We start from the raw sequence: 12931 nt of genomic DNA on the forward strand, positions 1-12931 counted from the left end.
TTCGGTTGCTCTGTTCTCAAGATTGCTCGGTGCGAGATACGCGCGTTGTATTCAGTACCGACCTCGTATCAGCCTTGAAGGATTTCAACAGAGCCATTCTCATGTAGAATTGCATCACGATACTGTTTGCGAGGCCGAGGAGAAAGTGATAGTCGCCCTCGTCGTTGGGGACGGTGTAGTAGATTGTGTTGAGTGGGTATCCTTCTCCGTCAAGGAGTGTGTAGTTGTTGTAGTAAGCGATGTCTGGAGTGATGATTTTCTTTTCGTCAGTTACTGCACCGGGGCGGGGCCGCCGGAGTTCCCACCATTTATCAATTGTTGTTCGTTCCTCGAGGCGGTCTTTGTACTGACGCAGATACTCCTTGACGTTTGGATACTTATCGATATCTAGGCTACCAGGGGTATAGATGATCTTCTCGGTGGACGTGGGGTTCCTCCAGCGGCGAATATCTTCCCCGTCTAGTGCTGGATGGATGATTTCTGTCTCGAGGTCGTGTTCCTCGATTTCGTCGTCTGTTACGAAGTAGGCCGGTAGGTACCCAGGGTTGAATCCGCGTTCGATACGGTCACATGCATCTCGGTATTGGAGATCCCGGTCGGCGCCGGCGCGGATGGCGTCGGTAATGGTTTTGTCCTCGTCAGGGACGAATTTCCAAGATTGTTTTTCAAGACCTTCAGATGAGACGGAGAAAGCAGTGAGATACTCGTCTTCGTATTCGGTGCCGATGTGGGTGTTGATGTGTTCAAGTAAGGATGAGACACTATCCTTTTCTTGTTTTACTCGAACGAAAGGAAAACGGTATTCCTCGGTATTTGCCTCCTCGTCGTCGGTTTTGCGCTGCATGGTGAAAATGCAGGGGTAGTTAACGACATCTTCGAATACTTCGGCGTCTGCGAAGTCAATGAATTCGTTGACATAGAGGTATCTGGGGAGGTGTTGACGGAGCTTTTCGGCGTATTGGGCATTGGTGAACTTGTTTGAGGTGATGTAGCTGGCTTTTCCACCAGGTTTGAGCCAGTCGCGAGCGCTGTCGATAAAAAGAATCAGAATGTCGTATTGGCGATATGCTGTGTTCGGAAAAGCTTTATTGTAGGCTTCTCGTTGACCCTTTGGGATGTCGTTGTAGAAGACGTAGGGAGGGTTGCCGACGACAATATCGTATTCGTTGGTCTTGATGGCGTCAGCCTGTTGTTTGTCTTCCTGGTATTTTCGAACGATAGTGTCGCTATGGAAACCGCTGATTTTGGAGTCGATTCCGCGTTTCAGCGAGTCGGTCTGGTAGATTTTGAAGTTGTCAATCGTGTAGTGGGGGTGCTCTTCTTTAACCTCTTTGTAGAGATCGATGATTTGGAAGACGAGGTTGATCTGCGCGATGTTGATAGCGAATGGGTTCAAGTCGAGTCCATGTAGTCGTTCTTGGACGATTTTCAGCGCTTCTTTCGGCTCAACCCCCTTGTTGTTCAGGCGCTCAACAAGCCGATTTGCGGCCTGTACAAGGAATGTTCCACTACCGGTTGCAGGGTCGAGAACGTCTTTGTGTTCGATGGGCTGATCAGCGGTGTATTCGAGGCGGTCGAGAATGAAGTTCACAACCTCGGTGGGAGTGTAAAACTCACCGAGCGTCTGGCGTTCCTCTTTCGGTAGGTGCTGTTCGTACAGGTGTCCCAACACGTCCCTGTCAACATCGGAGAAGTCGTAGTGATTGAGTTGCCAGAACGTTTTCTTGAATATCTCGTTGAGGGCACTACCATCCCGAAGCTCCCAGTCAAAGATACTCCCCGAGTAGAGGTGCTCATAGATCTCCATCATTTCGTCACAGGCAGCGTTGAAAAGGTCGCGATAGTCTTTATCAGGGCCAGTATATCTGGCGTAGTCTCGCCAGAATTCAAAGAAATGCGTGACACCCCCGTTCGATACCATGGTATTGAGGAGGCCTTTGTCCTCAGCAATCCTGATAAAGAGGATTTTGTTGATTTGCGTGTAGACTGATTCACGGCAGAAGACTCGTTTGTTTTCGACTTCTTCTTCCCCTACTCGATTGGATAGCTGTTTCCACACTTCGAAGTCCTGTTGGAAGCGACGGTACGGATCCCAATCCTCTTCTATCTCGGAGATTTGGCGTTTCAGTTCTGCCTCTTCTTCCGTATCTGTCGCGCCCCCACTCTGAACATCCTCAAGTTCACTCTTGAGCTGTTTGTGTTCTTGTTTGAATTGCTCATGACGGTCTTGGTATTCGTCAAACCGCTTGAGCGTATAAACCATGAAATACTCGTTAATGGCCTTCTCAAGCGCTTCAAGTAGGTTATTGAACCCGCCTTCCGTTGCGACACTCTGGATTTGATGGTCGGGAATGTCGAACTGGTCGAACTTCGCAACGTCAACAACCTCTTCCCGGCGAAGTTTGTTCAGTTCGAGAAGATCCTGGTACTCTTTGATATCGACCTCGCTAGTGAGAGCGCGACCGGTCTCCTGGTTGACAAGCCCCTCAAAGTTGATGTCCGCGACCTTGCGAGCAGTGTACCCGCCGTGAGTTTTAGCGTCGGGGTGGGTTTCCTCGCAGGTTTCGTAGACCAATAATTTGTCGAGGTTAGTACTGATGAAGTACTCGACATAGTTGCGTTCGGCAGCATACTCGAAGCCTTGCTCAATGCCTTCCTCGACATCGACGCTGCGGCGCTTTGCTTCGACGACGATTACGGCGTTGTTGTCAGCATCTTTGAAGATGATGTCGTTCCAGTCGTTTTCTTGTTCGTAGTCGTTCTCAGAGTGGTCGAGGACGTTGATGAATAGGTGTTTGATGAGTCGGGGGACGATGTCGGGTTCAGGGCGGTCCTCGAAATCGATTTCTCGGTAGATGGCAGCATATTCATTCAGGATGTTCTGAATGAAGCGCTGTTCTGTATCTGATAGGTCGAGAGATGCCGACATTATTCAAGGGGATACAGGGGGGCATTATAAAAATGGAGTAAGCAAGTTGATAGTGAGACCTGCGTAACCTATGCCGGCAATCCGAACACGCCCCCATCTACCAAATCTCGATGCCACATTCGCGCCTTCCATCTTGCACAGCGCGTCCTGAAAAATTACAGAGAAGACTCAGTACCTCACAAAGCCTGTTAGTTGAGAGGTCTGCTTGCTGAAGTGTGACCAAACACGACCGGCGACGCCCCGCCGAGGCGGGCGTCGCCTCTGGTGGTGGCCCTTCAAGGAGTTCATCCGTATGCTGACCCGGGCAGCGTGGAAGGCTCTCTCAGTTCGGCGGTCGGTTCCGACAAACCGTCCACCTGACGACCGGTTCGAGCGGTAATCACCGATCAGGACGGGTGTTCGACTAGTGGCAATGCTGTCGTGTCGGCGGCGGAAAGCCGCCGACTCCGACAGCTTCGTGGCACTGCTGGTTAGGAATGAGCGTCAGCTTCAGATCCAGCCACTGTTCAGTAGTGAACTCGGTCGTCAGAAACAGTTAGCTGAAGATGCTTTGTGAGGTACTGAGACTGTGTTCTGGAGTTGATTTGGTCGTGATTATTGCGCTAATTACAGTCACAAAGGCTCTCTCTACACCGTCGTGGAGAAACGATGGTAAATACGGGGGGTGGAACGTCGAAAACACGGGGTGTGTCTCTGTCGGATAGATTATGCGGTAACGAGGAGTGTGGCAAAATGCGAAAACGTCGGGATTTTACGACGGAAGCGTGGGGTGGGTGTTCTCTCTCATGGAACTTCATTGGCGAGCAGCTCGAAGAGCGCAAGCCGGGGTTCCACGTTCCCGGCCCAAATCAGACGACTGGTTCGATAGCAACGTGTTTGTGCTTAAGTCGTGGTGCCTTTGCACGACCATCTTCCACGTACTCGATGACCTCGATCTCAGCGAGTTTCTGAAGATCACGGCTGATGACACCTTTGTCGTAGCCCAGCTCATCAGCGAGAGCGCGAACCGAGCGCGGGTTGTGCTCTTTCAAGTAATCAAGCAGTTCCAGACGGCGGTCGTGGAAGACGACCTCCGCCCGTTCGCGGGCGAGGATCAGTGTGTCGGGGAAACCGTGCTGTGTGAGCGCTTCAGAGAACGAAGCGCGAATATTCAAACGATCATCGAGGGAGCTGTCACCCGTCTCGAAATCATTGGGATCGGTAACCGGATCTGGGGCTTTTTTGAATTGGGACATATTATATTCTCCTTACTGTTGTTAGATCTGCAACAGACAAGAAGGTTTCGATAGTGCCGAATTCGAGTATTTGAGGCATTTTCTTCAGCCATACATTAACTGTCGAAATATTTAAGTAGTTTGTTCCCCTTACATAATATAAGAGAATCTCTGTTACGCCCATCGGCGTTCTAATCATCTGTGGTTTGAGTAGCGGTCTTCTAGACCGTGAAATCATCAGTTTTAGAGCGAACTAGATGCTGGTGCGACGGGCGTGCGCGAACAGTTCGGTTCTCAAATTACAACCCATGGAATATAACAACATACGTAAAATGACAGATTCACAGGTGCCAAGCGATGCACAGGTTTGAGAAAATCGACTTAGGCACCTACCGGGGTGACAACTACTTCCTTGTCGGGTATGTGGAACCTGACCCGAACGACCAGAACGAATACGACCCCGCAGAAGATGCTGAAAACTATGGGTGGTCCCTTGTCCAGAAGGCCGAGTCCCCTATCGATGAAAACGACGAAATTGTGGGCATGGACACACGGCATGACCAACCCCACTTAGACAAGGAGTACTTACCATCCGACGCCGACGAGGAAAAGAAAGTCTGGCTTGACGACGACTACTCTTTCAAACGGATGCGAGAGTACCTATTGGAGCACTGGAGAGCATACGCCGACCTCCACATATACTACAACGAGTGAACGCACCCCGGAGTCAAGCCCCGAGGCACTCTCGCTGTGTTTTTCTAGATTGCCTTGCCTGACTAGGACAGACGGGAGACATCTGACATCCTCCACACGGCTAATCGTCCGTACTCGGCCTCAGCGTCCGAGAGTTCCTCATTGTGTTCGAATATCAACGAGCCGGCGTTCCAGGCCGGTTGAAGCGCGACGCGCGTCGGTATCTCGTAGACAGCGCCCGCAAAGACGTCGTTGAAGAGCGCGATTATCTCGTCAGTCTCGCTGAGCATCTCGACCTCGACCGTTCGTCTCGAACCGTATCAGTTGGCGTGCGTGAACTGGGTGATGCAAAAGCTCCGCCAGCGAGCTCTGATCGCTGACGACGTGGGACTCGGAAAGACCATCGAGGCGGGGCTCATACTCAAGGAGTTGGCCGCCCGCAATCGTGCTGACCGTATCCTGTTCGTCGTTCCGGCTCACCTCCAGAAAAAGTGGATCCGGGATATGGATCGCTTCTTCGATGTGGATCTCACCGTCGCTGATCGTACATGGGTCGAAGGAGAGCGTCGACGACTCGGCGAGGAAGCCAACATCTGGAATCAGGATCAGCAACAGTTGGTCACCAGCATGGCGTTCCTCCGGCAGGACGAGTTCCAACCCGCACTTCGAGACGCGTTCTGGGACGTCGTCGTCGTTGACGAGGCTCACAAGGCGACGAAGCGAGGAGCATCACCGAGCAAGACGGCCAACATGGTCGAGACGGTGGCTGGCAACTCTGACTCCTTACTGCTCCTCAGCGCGACCCCGCACGATGGCAAGGGCGAGGCGTTCCGGTCGCTCGTTGAATACATCGATCCGTTCCTCGTTGCTGAAGACCACGAACTCACCCGCGAGACGGTCGACCGCGTGATGAAACGTCGTGGAAAGGAAAACATCTACGACGAGGACGGCGAACGCATCTTCCCCGATCGAGAGGTCAACTCGGTGTCCATCCAGATGACTCACGGCGAGCGGCAGTTCTACCGCGAGGTTACAGATTACGTGAAGAACGTCTACAACCGCTCTGAGCAACTCAACAAGCCGGCAGTCGGTTTCGCGATGGCGCTCATGCAAAAACGGTTGGTGAGTAGCGTCGGCGCGATACACGCGACGCTTCGCCGGCGGCTGAACGATCTCCTTGCTGACGAGCCAGCGACGGATGACCTCTCCGAGGAGGCAGCAGCGTATCTCGACGGCGAAGATTTGGACGAGGACGACAAGCAACGAGCGGAAGACGAGATTGCTGGGCTGACCATTGCAAGCAACGATGCACAGCTCGAAGAGGAGATCGACACGCTACGACGTCTGGTCTCTCTCGCCGAGGATCTTCCCGTGGACTCGAAGGCTCAGAAGGTTCGACGGTTCATCACGCAACTGCTCGAAGAGCAGCCCGATGAGAAGCTCCTCCTGTTCACGGAGTACCGGGACACCCTCGACTATCTCCTTGACTTCGTTGAGGACGAGCCGTGGGCCGATGAGATTCTCGTCATCCACGGCGATGTTGACAAAGAAGAACGCGCTCACATCGAAGACGAATTCAATCACGGCCAATCGCGGCTTCTGTTCGCGACCGATGCGGCGAGCGAAGGGATCGACCTCCAGCACAGCTGCCACATCATGGCGAACTATGAGTTACCGTGGAACCCGAACCGTCTCGAACAACGGATCGGTCGGATTCACCGTTACGGACAGGGTAAAGAAGTTAAGGTCTGGAACTTTTTGTTCGACGACACGCGTGAGAGCGAGATCTTCGAGTTGCTTCAGACCAAAGTAGAGGAGATCCGTTCACAACTCGGCAACACCGCGGATGTGTTGGGGATGCTTGACGACATCGACGTGGACTCGCTCATTATGGAGTCCATCCAGCACGATGACCCCCCGAGCGCGACCAAAGAGGAACTTGAGGCGTTAATCGAGGAACGTCAGCGTACACTTGAGGAGTGGTACAACCGGAGCCTCGTCGACACCAGCACCTTCGACGCCGAGAGTCGCCGGCAGATACAGAACGTCGTCGACGAATCAGAGAACGTCTACGGGAGTGCAGGTGATATTCGAGAATTCTTCCAGCAGGCTGTCGAAGCGTTTGGCGGCGAATTCGAAAAGCGTGGCACCAACCTCTATCACGCAGAGTTACCCGAAGAAGTGCGACCGACCGGGATGGACGCATCATTCGGGCCCTTCACTTTTGATCGCGAATTCGCAATGAATCACGAAGATATCACGTTCCTCGCGCCTGATACGGATGTCCTCCAACGGCTCATGGCCCGCGTATTGGAGGGCGAGCGCGGGAAAGTTGGTCTCAAGCTGCTCCCGTTCGTGGACGTGCCGGGGATCACCTACAATTACCGGGTTGCGTTTGAAGACGGAACTGGAGACGTGATCCGAGAAGAAACCATCCCTGTCTTTGTCGATGCTGAGCAGCAAGACGCCCAACAGGCACTCGGTAGGAGAGTTGTTGAAGGCGACACCATCTCTGCGAGACCTGATGTAGACGACCTTCGGACAGTACTTGACGCTGAAGACACCCTCCGGGTACTTGCCAACCGGTACGTGAGCGCTCGAGTCAACGAGATCAAGGCAGATCTCAGAGCCGCGCGACATGAAGAGACGTCCCGCGAGCTCAAGGATCTCAACGAGTATGCACGGGCCGAGCGCGAGCGGATCGAGTCGTTCATTGAAACGTACGAACGCAAGGCCGAGGGTGGTTCTGATATGGATATTGCTATTCGTGGCCAGCGAGAGCGGCTTGAAAAACTGGAAGAGCGGATCGGAATCCGTCGCAAAGAGCTGAAGCGGCGAGAGCAGATCATCTCTCTAGCACCGGACGTCGAAAACTACTGTCTCACACTACCTCTGTAAATAGCTCGATCGACAAGGTGCTTATGATGTTGATGCATAGCGTTTGGTCAGTGTATCGTAGTAGATAGCAAATTAAAGCTGATCACACTACAACGCATGATGAAAGATGTAGCATCGCTATATGTTCAGGACAGTATATTCAGCCATCATTAAAATTAAAACGTAGGTAGTTTTTTAATATCTTTGGCTATAATGGTATTTTTGTCGATTTTGGAACCGATGACGGTTACAGCCTCTCCGGGAGTAGTTATTGAATCGTTTATTGATATCGAAGAACCAAGCGGAACAACATATGTTTGTTCCCCATCATCGATCAATAATGGATCTCCCGGTAAAACGACTTCGCCAGTGAATTCAAACAGTTCTGTTTCGCGCTCCTCTGGTGGGGTCGATTCAGAAGCTCTAGTATCGGCTTCCTGTGAAAACATAGAATCCGATGTGGTTGATACTGCAGTCGATTCTGTATCTCCAAAATCAGATTTGGACAAACGATATGTATTACCCCAAGGACGAGTATTTTCATACGGCGGTATATGGAGGTCAGCTAACGCCACGAAATGCCACCACGCCTGCGGAGCGCTAGTTGATTCTTGTTCTGGTGTTACATTTTGTTGATCTGTGATTGAGGCCACTGTGCTTTCCGATCCAGTATGTCTCGTTGATGTGGGGGGAGACCTAGTTTCACCGGTGTCAGGGAGGATCTGAGTGCCACTTGAGTGTCCATAACTTGGACGATCTGTACTCGTGGGTATTCTGTGCCCGTGTTCACTCTCGTGGCAATCATGACACAGTGTGATCAAATTGCTAAGACGGTCACCTCCCCCTTTTGATTTCGGGATAATGTGGTGTGCTTCGACTCTTGCATTCCCAGAGGGCCCACCTTTTGCTGCACACTTCTGGCATACCCAGTTATCTCGCTTTTTTACTCGTTGGCTAAGCTCATCCCAATTCTCTGGATAACTGTTAGTTGAGCGAGTTCCCTGAGATCCGAAGTTTGTCAGTGCACTAGGCAGGGGTTCGATGGCTTCCTCTGCGAGTTTGACTCTGAGAATATGTTTACATCCACCATCTGGCTGGTGCTTTTTCCAATCAGGACAACTACAGGATGGCCCCGTTAGATCAACCTGATAATCAATCCCCCTGTTTCCATTGACAATGAAGTTAGTATCTCCAATTTTCTTCTTGATATGGATATCTTGATTTTCGGCCCGCCATTGGCGTCGGCGGTCAACCATGCTTGTTATATTTTATCTCGCCAACTAAAATAGTGACTATCATTTTATAAAGTGGGCGAGCCACAAAAATCGATACTGCAATTGAGCTCATCCCAATTATAAAATGCTGTAACTGATAGAAGTACTGCTGAGCTATTCTGTGAATTGAATATGTGGACATGATTATAATCATCGAAGCCCCCTACGGTGGGGCCCGACCCACAGACACCGAGTGCCATGGACTGGGTGTCATCAAAAGGTCTCACCCACGGAGTCACTTTTCCTCGTACGTGAGGTGCATCAGCCATTGCGAGAAGGCGTCCGACTGCGGATCAACTTCTTCCTCTCCAGTGAATGGCGAGAGCATATCACCCGCCATCAACAGTGAAAAGTCAAGATCACGTGCGGTCGGTTCAAGATAGTAGGTTCTCTGGCCTTCATACACCGCTTCTTGACGCTGAATCAGCTCGGCATTCTCAAGCGCTTTGACTATTCGGCTCCCCTTCCGTGAAGAAACATTCAATTCTTTCCAAAAGTCGCTCTGGTGAATCCCACCCGTCTCGCGGATCAGTTCAAGACCCGCACGCTCGTCCTCCGATAAGTCGGCTTTCCCCTGTGATGTACTCATACCTCAACGGCTAACGGTGATCTGCGATAATCGTTCTTTCCATAGCGAACACAGATACTGACATTGTCCGGGATCAGCTTGCAATCCCGACCATCTGTGAGCACAGCGGAGCTGCAAGTATTGAGGAGCAGAGAACAAATCGAGAGCATCCTTCCTCATGCTGGTTGCTCAAACGGTCTTTCCGGCTCCTCTTCAAAAACACAGGGATTGGTGCTGAGTGGGGACGCAGGGAAGGCATGCAGGTCACTCTCGTGACTCTGGATTGGCGATTTTTTTAACCAACAATTCGTGGCGAATAACCGCGCCGTGTTGGTTAAGATTCATCGCGATTCGTCGTCCTTGAAACCGATTCGCTAGTCTGAAGTGAAGCGGTAGCGGTACACGAAATCCGAATTATCATACCCTCGGCAGCCATAGCTTAGCCTGATTCGATGGTTGAAGTTCCTGAACGGTTGGCGGCGTTATTTTCCGCAAATGTTGAGGAGATCGGCGGCGAATATCGAGTAACAATCCCGAAACGAGAGGTTGTACGTGGTGAGATAACTCCCAGAGAGACATACCGGATCGCACTTGTTAAACAGGACACGGTAAGCAAAACAGCAACGACCGAGCAGACCACGACTGACAGGTCACAGTCGCAGTCGGCCACGGCGACAACCAAGAACGACCCACCAGTCACGGAGGACGAGCTTCGTGACGTAACGATCGAGTCAGTCGGTGAGCAGGGAGACGGCATCGCAAAAGTCGATCATGGGTTCGTGGTGATCGTCCCGGGAGCGAAAGTTGGCGAAGAACTCACGGTTCAGATTGAGACCGTACAAGAAACAGTCGCGTTCGGAGAGATCGTCACACACCACTCGAAAACGCACTGATAGGGCCTGCAACGTTCGGGTATGTCGCTGAGCAGAGCCGGGACCGCCGACGCTCTGAGTGAAACCCCTAGTGTGAGCGACTACCATACCGGTAGGGATGAGATTGACCCTCTGGAAAGCGGCTTTGGATGATTGATGTACGTGTTATTGAGCAGTCGCGTCCATTCGGAGTGCTAGGGACAGTGCCCTCCGATGAGTGACGCCGGCCAGAGGCCACCCCGAATGGTGCGCTTCAGTGGAAGTCACACCAACAAGAAGCTCTATTGAAATCCTTCAGACGTGACACGAACTGCGTGCTGAGTACAGAGCGCAGATCTATCGAAAACCGCAGACTCAACCGATAAGATCAGAGTGGAATGTCCAGTCACTGAGCTTCAATTTCTTTTAGCTGAGTGATTAGTTCCTCGTTGTATACTTCACCATCCTCACCGTGATGAACACGATAGTGACAATTCGGGCAAAGTGCAATTACGGTTTCAGGCGTATCGGAACCGCCGTCACTAACTTCGTGAACATGGTGTGCGTGTAAATACGGTTCACCAGTCTTACTCGTGAACGGAGCTGAGTCGCCACAGCCTTCACAATACCCGTTAGCACGAGCCTTTACATACTGCTTGACCTTCTTCGATCGACTGTATTCTTGTGTTTCCTGTGTTGTTGTGATAGTCTCTTTCGGAACAGTCTCAACACTATCTTGTTTAGCCGCCTCACGGAGGTCATCTAGCATTTGCTTAGATTCTGTCTCGTCGGCTTCCGCCGATGACGAATCCGTATCTCTTCCTTGCTTATTTGATGACCAGTCACTGTCCGTTGCTTTCCTCTCCGAAGTGGATGTGTAGTCCATCTCATCCAACGTCTCTAGGATGATGGAACAGTACTGCTGGACATACTCTTTGTCGTGATCTTGTAATTCCTCAATTTGTTCTCGGAAGTCAGCAACCCGGCCGGGGGCAAACGGCACCACTTCAGCGAGGATGTTGGTTGGACTGCCCGGGTCATTAGCACCCTGTGCTGGGTCAAGGTACGCTCCCACGTCGTCAACTAAATGTGTGAGTTCCTCTGGATTAACCTCTACGTAGTTACGCAGGATCCAAAGTGCGTATTCACCACTTTGGTGCTGCCGGTCGCGGATATTCTGTGCTAGATATGGTACTGCATTTTCAAGTCGTTCTGGATGATTCCGTGCGCCCTCTAACAACGTATCTCGTAATTCATCCTGTGCATTCTTTGTGAGAATGTCATCAAGCAGGATCGCTGCAACGGTGTAGTCATCGTCTGAGTCATCTAAGTGATTCTGAGCTAATAGCGCTACACCGTGAGCACGCACAGAGTCAATATGTTTGTAGTCAACAGCGTCCGCCTGACTCGGTGTCAAGTAGTTGGTCGTCAATTTGCCGGCGGCCCACGCGCGGTGTGCATTCTCTTCTCGGTACCATCTGATAGCATTATTAACCGAATCAAGACTTGTTTCTGACTCTATTGACGCTAATGCTGTTACGGCTTGAGTCGCATTGTAATAGTGGTCCTGATAAACCGTGTCGTCACGCAACAACGATATTAGCTCCTGTTCAATATCTGGGACAGTTTCAGGATGATGACGGGCAATATTAGCTAGCGCGCCAGCAGCGGTCCCCTGTATTTCCGATGTTGCTGTCTGAAGAATTTCTTTTAACAAGGGCGCTGCTTCCTTAGCAAGGTTCTTTTTGATTGTCCCTGTGGCGATATCAATAGCTGCTTCTTGCTGTACTTCTTCTAACTCCGAACGAAGTCGTTCCACCACGTTGTTCATTTCGTTAATAAGTTTTGAATTAGCTCATATTGGATATTACGTCGTTCCTCTAGCTATAGAGAAAACAAAAGAATGCATCCACTCAGCCACCGAGTTACTAAATTGATCCTCTATATTCAGCACGACGTCCGAAACCTATCACCACTTGATGATTTCAACAGAGTCCAACAGGTGAGACAAGAAGCGATACGCGATGGTTCGTCGACGCTGAGGTATTTACGGACTCTCGTGAAAATAGAGATATGGAGGAGGCCGACAGGGGAATCACTCGTTCGTATGACTGTGCTTCTGTTATCGATATCCCGACGGCACTTTCGGCTGGATCGATCGAGCATCTCGGTGTTGACAGCCAGCAAGAGGTGATCATCTATCATCGAGCGATCTTGATCCTCACGACGACGGAAGGTGATCTCGACGCCGCAGAAGCCATCGAGATCGAGTTATGGGAGCCGCCTCTCAACGATTCAACCCACGACCCAGTAGCAGTGATCGAGACACTCGTTGCTGAGTTGAGAGAGGTGACTGATACGGCGCTCGACAGGAACTGAGAAAGATCGACATCGTGCGTGAATACCTCGGGACGACTTTGTTCTGCTGTCCATCCGTATTCGGATAAGCGAGAGAATCGCGTGACGTAGGGCTAATCGCCGAAACTATCACCGTAGGATGAGATGGGGAGGGTGGTATGCGCCTC

Annotated in this window: 9 protein-coding genes and 2 pseudogenes; 5 read left to right on the forward strand and 6 right to left on the reverse strand. The window is 51.3% G+C overall.

Annotated features, from left to right (window positions below; genetic code table 11):
- Window positions 1-16: 16 nt before the first annotated feature.
- Entirely contained in the window at window positions 17-2929 is a 2913-nt protein-coding gene (locus CHB65_RS15985) for an Eco57I restriction-modification methylase domain-containing protein (protein WP_089386014.1), read from the reverse strand.
- A gap of 232 nt (window positions 2930-3161) precedes the next feature.
- On the opposite strand from CHB65_RS15985, the pseudogene CHB65_RS17135 reads away from it, so the two are divergent.
- A pseudogene (locus CHB65_RS17135) lies at window positions 3162-3308 on the forward strand (ISH3 family transposase); the annotation flags it as partial.
- 469 nt (window positions 3309-3777) lie between these two features.
- Here the strand turns inward: CHB65_RS17135 and CHB65_RS15990 are convergent.
- Complete coding sequence (locus tag CHB65_RS15990; RefSeq protein ID WP_089386015.1) at window positions 3778-4164, reverse strand: HVO_A0114 family putative DNA-binding protein; 387 nt, start codon at window positions 4162-4164, stop codon at window positions 3778-3780.
- A 336-nt stretch (window positions 4165-4500) separates the two neighbouring features.
- On the opposite strand from CHB65_RS15990, the gene CHB65_RS15995 reads away from it, so the two are divergent.
- Entirely contained in the window at window positions 4501-4857 is a 357-nt protein-coding gene (locus CHB65_RS15995) for a hypothetical protein (RefSeq protein WP_089386016.1), read from the forward strand.
- Window positions 4858-4919: 62 nt separating this feature from the next.
- Here the strand turns inward: CHB65_RS15995 and CHB65_RS17140 are convergent, their stop codons facing one another.
- Complete coding sequence (locus tag CHB65_RS17140) at window positions 4920-5126, reverse strand: hypothetical protein (RefSeq protein ID WP_143420469.1); 207 nt, start codon at window positions 5124-5126, stop codon at window positions 4920-4922.
- Here CHB65_RS17140 and CHB65_RS16000 point away from each other — a divergent pair.
- Window positions 5116-7734 (forward strand): annotated as a pseudogene (locus CHB65_RS16000) (helicase-related protein); the annotation flags it as partial. The gene CHB65_RS17140 and the pseudogene CHB65_RS16000 overlap by 11 nt on opposite strands.
- Window positions 7735-7889: 155 nt before the next feature.
- Here CHB65_RS16000 and CHB65_RS16005 read toward each other — a convergent pair.
- Both CHB65_RS16005 and CHB65_RS16010 read right to left on the reverse strand, forming a co-directional pair.
- On the reverse strand, window positions 7890-8969 hold the full coding sequence (locus CHB65_RS16005; RefSeq protein WP_089386018.1) for an SWIM zinc finger family protein: 1080 nt from the start codon (window positions 8967-8969) through the stop codon (window positions 7890-7892).
- A gap of 253 nt (window positions 8970-9222) precedes the next feature.
- On the reverse strand, window positions 9223-9576 hold the full coding sequence (locus CHB65_RS16010) for a helix-turn-helix transcriptional regulator (RefSeq protein WP_089386019.1): 354 nt from the start codon (window positions 9574-9576) through the stop codon (window positions 9223-9225).
- A gap of 431 nt (window positions 9577-10007) precedes the next feature.
- Here CHB65_RS16010 and CHB65_RS16015 point away from each other — a divergent pair, with 431 nt between their 5' ends.
- The gene (locus CHB65_RS16015; protein ID WP_089386020.1) at window positions 10008-10448 is read left to right on the forward strand and encodes a TRAM domain-containing protein; all 441 of its coding nucleotides are present in this window, start codon (window positions 10008-10010) and stop codon (window positions 10446-10448) included.
- A gap of 364 nt (window positions 10449-10812) precedes the next feature.
- On the opposite strand, the gene CHB65_RS17675 is transcribed toward CHB65_RS16015, so the two are convergent.
- On the reverse strand, window positions 10813-12237 hold the full coding sequence (locus CHB65_RS17675) for an HNH endonuclease (RefSeq protein WP_218818979.1): 1425 nt from the start codon (window positions 12235-12237) through the stop codon (window positions 10813-10815).
- Between the two features lie 242 nt (window positions 12238-12479).
- Here CHB65_RS17675 and CHB65_RS16025 point away from each other — a divergent pair, with 242 nt between their 5' ends.
- Window positions 12480-12785, forward strand: coding sequence for a hypothetical protein (locus tag CHB65_RS16025; RefSeq protein ID WP_089386021.1), 306 nt, complete (start codon window positions 12480-12482; stop codon window positions 12783-12785).
- Window positions 12786-12931 lie beyond the last annotated feature (146 nt).

The organism is Halorubrum vacuolatum (assembly GCF_900188065.1).
GTDB classification, from domain to species: Archaea; Halobacteriota; Halobacteria; order Halobacteriales; family Haloferacaceae; genus Halorubrum; species Halorubrum vacuolatum.

Coding starts and splice junctions, on each gene's coding strand:
- CHB65_RS15985 (WP_089386014.1), bottom strand. CDS start 2,929: ATGTCGGCATCTCTCGACCTATCAGATACAGAACAGCGCTTCATTCAG.
- CHB65_RS15990 (WP_089386015.1), bottom strand. CDS start 4,164: ATGTCCCAATTCAAAAAAGCCCCAGATCCGGTTACCGATCCCAATGAT.
- CHB65_RS15995 (WP_089386016.1), top strand. CDS start 4,501: ATGCACAGGTTTGAGAAAATCGACTTAGGCACCTACCGGGGTGACAAC.
- CHB65_RS17140 (WP_143420469.1), bottom strand. CDS start 5,126: ATGCTCAGCGAGACTGACGAGATAATCGCGCTCTTCAACGACGTCTTT.
- CHB65_RS16005 (WP_089386018.1), bottom strand. CDS start 8,969: ATGGTTGACCGCCGACGCCAATGGCGGGCCGAAAATCAAGATATCCAT.
- CHB65_RS16010 (WP_089386019.1), bottom strand. CDS start 9,576: ATGAGTACATCACAGGGGAAAGCCGACTTATCGGAGGACGAGCGTGCG.
- CHB65_RS16015 (WP_089386020.1), top strand. CDS start 10,008: ATGGTTGAAGTTCCTGAACGGTTGGCGGCGTTATTTTCCGCAAATGTT.
- CHB65_RS17675 (WP_218818979.1), bottom strand. CDS start 12,237: ATGAACAACGTGGTGGAACGACTTCGTTCGGAGTTAGAAGAAGTACAG.
- CHB65_RS16025 (WP_089386021.1), top strand. CDS start 12,480: ATGGAGGAGGCCGACAGGGGAATCACTCGTTCGTATGACTGTGCTTCT.